This is a genomic window from Streptomyces beijiangensis (assembly GCF_017315755.1).
Taxonomy (GTDB): domain Bacteria; phylum Actinomycetota; class Actinomycetes; order Streptomycetales; family Streptomycetaceae; genus Streptomyces; species Streptomyces beijiangensis.
Map to the genome: position 1 here is coordinate 1 of NZ_JAFLRJ010000323.1, position 5,989 is coordinate 5,989.

The window sequence follows — 5,989 nt, forward strand, 5'->3', positions numbered from 1 at the left end:
GACCAGAGCCGCGCCGCCACCACCCCCGACCCCGGCCGCCTCGCGCTCCGTGCCGCGCCAGCAGCCCCTGCAGCGCACCTCCGCGCCAACGGACTCACCGAACCCCGTCGCAACGGAGCAGCCCGCCGCCGAACTCGACGCCCTGGCCCGACGGTTGATCGCCCCGCTGTCCCGCCTCCTGCGCGCCGAACTCCGCGGCGACCGCGAACGCATCGGCCGCCTCCGCGACCGCTGAGCAACCGATCCAAGAGAGACCAAGAGAGACCCGGAAACCATGCCCACCACCCTTGACCCCGGCACCACCGTCTTCTTCAAGCTGACCATCGACGGCCAGAGCCTCGGCACGTTCAACGGCTGCGACGGTCTCGCGTCCGAGGTCGAGATCGAGCAGCACCAGGAGGGCGGCAACAACGGGTTCGTGTGGCAACTGCCCACCCGGGTCTCCTTCTCCACCATCCGCCTCACCCGCCCGCTCACCCCCGAGACCTCCAAGGTCGCCGCGTGGATCTCCTCCCTCGCCACCGGCATCACCCGGCCCACCGCCCAGATCGCCGCCCTGCGCGCCGACGGTTCGATCGTGGCCCAGTGGGGGCTCATCGAGGTGCTGCCGGTGCGCTGGCAGGGGCCCACCCTCGACCCGTCGAACCCGGCCGTGGCCACCGAGGTCCTGGAGATCACCCACCACGGTTTCACCGACGCCGGGGGTGCCTGAGATGCCCGCCCCCTCCGGCGGGAAGGCCGCAGGCCTCTCCCGGGCCTCGCTCTCCATCCATCAGCCGCCCACCGATCTGGGCGGGGGCATGGGCGGGACGATCGGCGAGGTGAAGTTCCAGTTCAACCCCTCGCAGGTGCAGCTCGGCCGGTCCGCGAGCTGGCACACCGCGCCCGCCGTGGCGTACACCCGCGGCGCCCCGCCGAAGTTCACCGGCGCCCAGCCCGCCGCGCTCCAGCTGGAGGTGTTCCTCGACGCCTCGGGGACGCCGAGCTCCAACACCGTCCAGAAGCAGGTCGAACTCCTGCTGTCCTGCTGCGAGGTGACCGAGCAGTCCGTCACCTCCAAGGCGCCTTCGCCGCCGTGGGTGAAGTTCTCCTGGGGCTCGTTCAGCACGGTCGAGTTCGTGGCGTACGTGACGAGCGTGCAGGTCACCTACACCCTTTTCAGCCCCAACGGCACACCCCTACGGGCGAGTTGCTCGCTGGCCCTCACCGAGATCGCGACCAAGACCAAGGGCCAGAACCCGACCTCGGGCGCACTCTCCGCCCGCCGCGTCCACCGCACGGTCGCCGGGGACACGCTCGCCTCGCTCGCCTGGCGCGAGTACGGCGACGCCACCCGCTGGCGCGTCATCGCCGAGGCGAACGCCATCGACGACCCCATGCGGCTGCGCCCCGGCACCGAACTTCTGCTGCCTTCTTCGACGGAGACCACCGTATGAGCGAGAAAACCTTCACCACGGTGCTCCACGTCGAGCTGGGCGGAGCGGTCCTCCCCGACGACCTCGCCGTCCTCCTCGTGGAAGGCTGGGTCGACTCCAGCGTCAACGTCCCCTCCGCCTTCCAGCTGACGTTCAGCGACAACAACGGCCGGGTCACGGCCAAGTACCCGCAGGTCAAGGTGGGTGCCAAGGCGGTGCTCTCGCCGTTCACCGACGGCCGCAGGGGCGATCCGCTGCTGACCGGGGAGATCACCGCGCTGGAGGTCGACGCCGATCCGGCCACCGGGCGTCATCTGGTCGTACGCGGCTACGACCCGGGCCACCGGCTGCTCCGCAACCGACGGGTCGCCGGGTACCCGAACATGACCGCGTCCGACATCGTGCGCAAGCTCGCCGGGCTCAACAAACTCAGCCTCGGCAAGGTCGACTCCACACCCACCGTGTACGACCTGGCCACCCAGCCCAACACCACCGACTGGGACTTCCTCGCGCGCCTCGCGGCGCAGAACGACGTCCGGCTCTCCTTCGACAACAAGGGCAAGCTCGAATTCGCCGCCCTGCCGTCCGCCTCCTCCGCGCCCTCCGGCGGCACGTCGGCCGTGCAGTCCCCGTACGTCCTGGACTTCGGCCACAACAACCTGCACAGCCGGGCCACGGTGACCGCGGCCGGGCAGGTCAACAAGGTCTCCGTACGCGGCTGGGACATGCGCACCCGCCAGCAACTCGCCGCTCCCCGCCCCGCCGTCGCCAGCCCGGACATCGTCGCCGGCACCACCCCGGCCAAGCTGGCGGCCCCCTTCGGGAAGGCGGAGCTGACCGAGACGCAGACCCCGTACACCACCCTCTCGGAGGTCACGCACGCGGCGAAGGCGCTCGCCGACGACGTCACCGGGTCGTTCGCGGAGCTGGAGGTGGCCGTCACCGGGAACCCCGCTCTCCTCCCGGGGAAGCCGGTCGCCGTCAAGAACGCCGGGATGCCCTTCGACGGCAAGTACACGGCCACCGGAGTACGCCATGTCTTCGCATCCGGCGAGCAGTTCACCACCTGGCTGACCGTCTCGGGCCGGCAGTTCCGTTCCCTGTACGGGCTCGCATCGGGCGGCCAGGACAGCGCGCCGCCCATGCCGGGCGTCGCCATCGCCCTGGTCACCAACACCAAGGACCCGCGCAGGCTGGGCCGGGTCCGCCTCCGCTTCCCCTGGCTCTCCGAGACGTACGAGAGCGACTGGTGCCGTATCGCCCAGCTCGGCGGCACCAAGGGCGGCGGGCTGATCCTGCCCGACGTCAACGACGAGGTGCTGTGCGCCTTCGACCGGGGGTCGCTGGAGCATCCGTACGTCCTCGCGGGCCTCTACAACGGCATCGACAAACCCACCCGTGAACCCAACGGCATCCCGTCCGTCGACCCGACCAGCGGCAAGGTCAACTACCGTGCGCTGACGGCCCGCAGCGGGCACACCGTCGAGCTCATCGAGGACGGCGCGGGCACCCGCCGCAACAGCGGCATCCTGCTGACCACCGGAAACGGGCGGCTGACCGTACAGCTCAACGAGGCCCGCACCACCCTCACGATCGACAGCAAGGGCGACGTGACGATCAGCGGTGCGCGCAAGGTCGACATCGAATCGGGCGGCAACCTCTCGCTCAAGGCGGTGGGCCAGCTGAATCTGACCGCGGGCCTCGGCGTCAACATCAAGGCGGGCGCGAAGTTCGGGGTGCAGGCGGGCGGCGAGGCGTCGGTCAACGCCGGGGGCGCTCTGTCGCTCAGCGCCGCCGGCACCGCGCAGATCAACGCGGTCGGCACGGCCGGGATCAAGGCGGCCGGGCCCGTGACGGTCACCTCGGCGGCGACCGTCCTGCTCGTCGCCCCCGCCGTACTCCGCAACGGCATCCCCTTCTAGCCGTGGCCCCGCAGACCCGCAGAGGAGAGACACGCATATGAGCGAGCACTTCGTCGGGGCCGGCTGGTCCTTCCCGATGCGCACCGACCCGGGCGGCTCCATCGCGCTGGCCCGGCGCGACCGGGAGATCGAGGAGTCGATGCGCCTGGTCCTGGCGACCGCGCCGGGCGAGCGGCCCATGCGGCCCGAATTCGGCTGCGCGGTCCATGACTTGGTCTTCGCGCCGGTCAACGACGCGACCGCCGGGCGCATCCGGCACGAGGTCCGCACCTCGCTGGACCGCTGGGAGCCCCGTATCGAGGTCGAGGAAGTGACCGTGACCCCGGCTCCCGACGAGCCGACCGTGCTGTTCATCGACGTCCGCTACTCGGTGCGCGGGACCAACAACCCCCGCAACCTCGTCTTCCCCTTCTACGTCATCCCGTCCGAGGCCGAGGCCGGTCCGGCGGATACCGAAAGCGACCTGTGATGGCACTCCCCGCACCCCATCTCGACGACCGCCGCTTTCAGCAGTTCGTCGACGACGCCAAGCGCTATGTCCAGCAGCGCTGCCCCGAGTGGAGCGACCACAACGTCTCCGACCCCGGTGTCACCCTCATCGAGGCCGTCGCGCACATGGCCGACCAGCTGGTCTACCGCCTCAACCGGGTGCCGGAGAAGAACCAGCTGGCCTTCCTCGACCTGCTCGGCATCACGCTCTTCCCGCCGGCCGCCGCCCGCGCGGACATCACGTTCTGGCTCTCGGCCCCGCAGCCCGAGCCGGTGATCCTCCCGACCGGTACGGAGGTCGCCACCGGGCGTACGGAGACGGAGGAGGCGGTCGTCTTCGCCACCACCGACCCGCTGACCGTCATCCCCTGCGAGCTCGTCGCCGTACTGCGCCAGCCTGCCAACTCCGCGCCGGAGGACCGCTCGCAGGACATCTTCGCCGGCAACGACGTCCCCGCTTTCTCCGCTGCTCCGCTCCCCGGCGACACCCTGTACTTCGGGCTCAGCGCCGCGGTGCCGCACTGCGCGGCCGTACTGCGCCTGGAGAGCCAGGTGGACGGTGTCGGTGTCGACCCGCGCCAGCCGCCCCTGGTGTGGGAGGCGTGGACCGCCGACGGCTGGACGGAGTGCGAGGTGGCCGAGGACTCCACGGGCGGGCTCAACCGCCCCGGCGAGTCCGTCCTGCACATCCCGGCCGGGCACGCCGTCTCCCGGATGGGGCGCACCGACGCGGGCTGGCTGCGCTGCCGGGTGGTGGAGGCCGTACAGGGCCAGCCGTTCTACAGCGCCTCGCCCACCGTGCGCGGCGCCTCCGCGTTCACCATCGGCGGTACGACCGCGGCCGCGCACGCCGATTCCGTACGGGACGAGTCCCTCGGCGACTCCCAGGGCGTGCCGGGGCAGCGGCTGCTGCTGGCCCACTCCCCGGTCGTCGCCACCCCCGCGCTGCAACTGGAGGTCTCGGTCGGCGAGGGCTGGGAGGCGTGGGAGGCGGTCTCCGACTTCGCCTCGTCCGGGCCGCAGAGCCGTCACTTCACCCTCGACGCGGCGACGGGCGAGATCGCTTTCGGTCCTGCCGTACGCCAACAGGACGGCACCCTGCGGCAGTTCGGGGCGGTGCCCGGCAAGGGCGCCGCGATCCGGGCGGTGCTCTACGGCACCGGCGGCGGGCGCGGCGGCAATGTGGCCCGGGGCATGATCCAGGTGCTGCGCAGCTCCATCCCGTACATCTCGCGTGTCGAGAACCGGGAGGCGGCGCGCGGCGGCGTCGACGGCGAGAGCGTCGAGGAGGCCAAGACGCGCGCCCCGATCACGCTCCGCGCCCAGGAACGCGCGGTCACCGCACGGGACTACGAGGAGCTGGCCCGCAGGGCCGCGCCCGAGACCGCCCGGATCGCCTGTCTCGCGGCGGACGCGGCCGAGCAGGGCGGGACCGGCGAGAATGCAGTACGGGTGCTGGTCGTCCCGCAGGCCGTACCCGACCGGGGCGGCCGTATCCGCTTCGAACAGCTGGTGCCCGGCGAGGAGTTGCTGGCCCGGGTCACGACGTTTCTCGACGAGCGCCGCCCGCTGGGCACCCGGCTGGCCGTCGGGCCGCCGTACTACCAGGGCGTCACGGTCGTCGCGACCCTGCACGCCTTCCGCGCCGCCCAGGCCGAGAAGGTCCAGGCCGAGGCGCTGGACGCGCTCTACGCCTACCTCGACCCGCTGACGGGCGGCGCGCACGGCGACGGCTGGCCCTTCGGCCGTCCGCTGCGCGCCGGTGAGATCTTCGCCGCGCTGCAGCGCGTACCGGGCGTGGAGCTCGTCGACGAGGTGCTGCTGCACCCCGCCGACCCGCTCACCGGACGCCGGGGCGAGTCCACGGACCGCATCGAACTCTCCCCGTCCGCCCTGCTGTTCCCCTTCGACCATCGCGTCCGCGTGATCGAGGCACGATGACCGGCACCTCACAACGCGGCACGGTTCCCGGCCTCCTCTCCGCCCACCCGCTCGGCGAGCAACTGCCCGCCGTGTACGCCGACGACGACTTCGCCATGCGTTTCGTCGCCGGTCTGGACACCGTCCTGGCGCCGCTCTTCACCGTCCTGGACTGTCTGGAGGCGTACTTCACCCCGGCCCTCGCCCCCGAGGACTTCCTCGACTGGCTGACGGAGTGGGTCG

The 5,989-nt window shown here is 71.7% G+C and carries 5 protein-coding genes and 2 pseudogenes; all 7 read left to right on the plus strand.

Going from position 1 to position 5,989, the window contains the following annotated elements; all coding sequences use genetic code 11:
- Window positions 1–235 (plus strand): annotated as a pseudogene (locus J0695_RS28770) (hypothetical protein); the annotation flags it as partial.
- 39 nt (window positions 236–274) lie between these two features.
- Window positions 275–712: a phage tail protein gene (locus J0695_RS28775; protein ID WP_206966853.1), complete on the plus strand. Its 438-nt coding sequence runs from the start codon at window positions 275–277 to the stop codon at window positions 710–712.
- A 1-nt stretch (window position 713) separates the two neighbouring features.
- Complete coding sequence (locus tag J0695_RS28780) at window positions 714–1,436, plus strand: CIS tube protein (RefSeq protein WP_206966855.1); 723 nt, start codon at window positions 714–716, stop codon at window positions 1,434–1,436.
- On the plus strand, window positions 1,433–3,337 hold the full coding sequence (locus J0695_RS28785) for a VgrG-related protein (RefSeq protein ID WP_206966856.1): 1,905 nt from the start codon (window positions 1,433–1,435) through the stop codon (window positions 3,335–3,337). The genes J0695_RS28780 and J0695_RS28785 overlap by 4 nt, the downstream gene beginning before the upstream one ends.
- A gap of 37 nt (window positions 3,338–3,374) precedes the next feature.
- Window positions 3,375–3,806: a GPW/gp25 family protein gene (locus tag J0695_RS28790; protein ID WP_206966858.1), complete on the plus strand. Its 432-nt coding sequence runs from the start codon at window positions 3,375–3,377 to the stop codon at window positions 3,804–3,806.
- Entirely contained in the window at window positions 3,806–5,767 is a 1,962-nt protein-coding gene (locus tag J0695_RS28795) for a putative baseplate assembly protein (RefSeq protein ID WP_206966860.1), read from the plus strand. The genes J0695_RS28790 and J0695_RS28795 overlap by 1 nt, the downstream gene beginning before the upstream one ends.
- Window positions 5,764–5,989: pseudogene (locus tag J0695_RS28800) on the plus strand (phage tail protein); the annotation flags it as partial. The gene J0695_RS28795 and the pseudogene J0695_RS28800, both read left to right, overlap by 4 nt.

Coding starts and splice junctions, on each gene's coding strand:
- J0695_RS28775 (WP_206966853.1), top strand. CDS start 275: ATGCCCACCACCCTTGACCCCGGCACCACCGTCTTCTTCAAGCTGACC.
- J0695_RS28780 (WP_206966855.1), top strand. CDS start 714: ATGCCCGCCCCCTCCGGCGGGAAGGCCGCAGGCCTCTCCCGGGCCTCG.
- J0695_RS28785 (WP_206966856.1), top strand. CDS start 1,433: ATGAGCGAGAAAACCTTCACCACGGTGCTCCACGTCGAGCTGGGCGGA.
- J0695_RS28790 (WP_206966858.1), top strand. CDS start 3,375: ATGAGCGAGCACTTCGTCGGGGCCGGCTGGTCCTTCCCGATGCGCACC.
- J0695_RS28795 (WP_206966860.1), top strand. CDS start 3,806: ATGGCACTCCCCGCACCCCATCTCGACGACCGCCGCTTTCAGCAGTTC.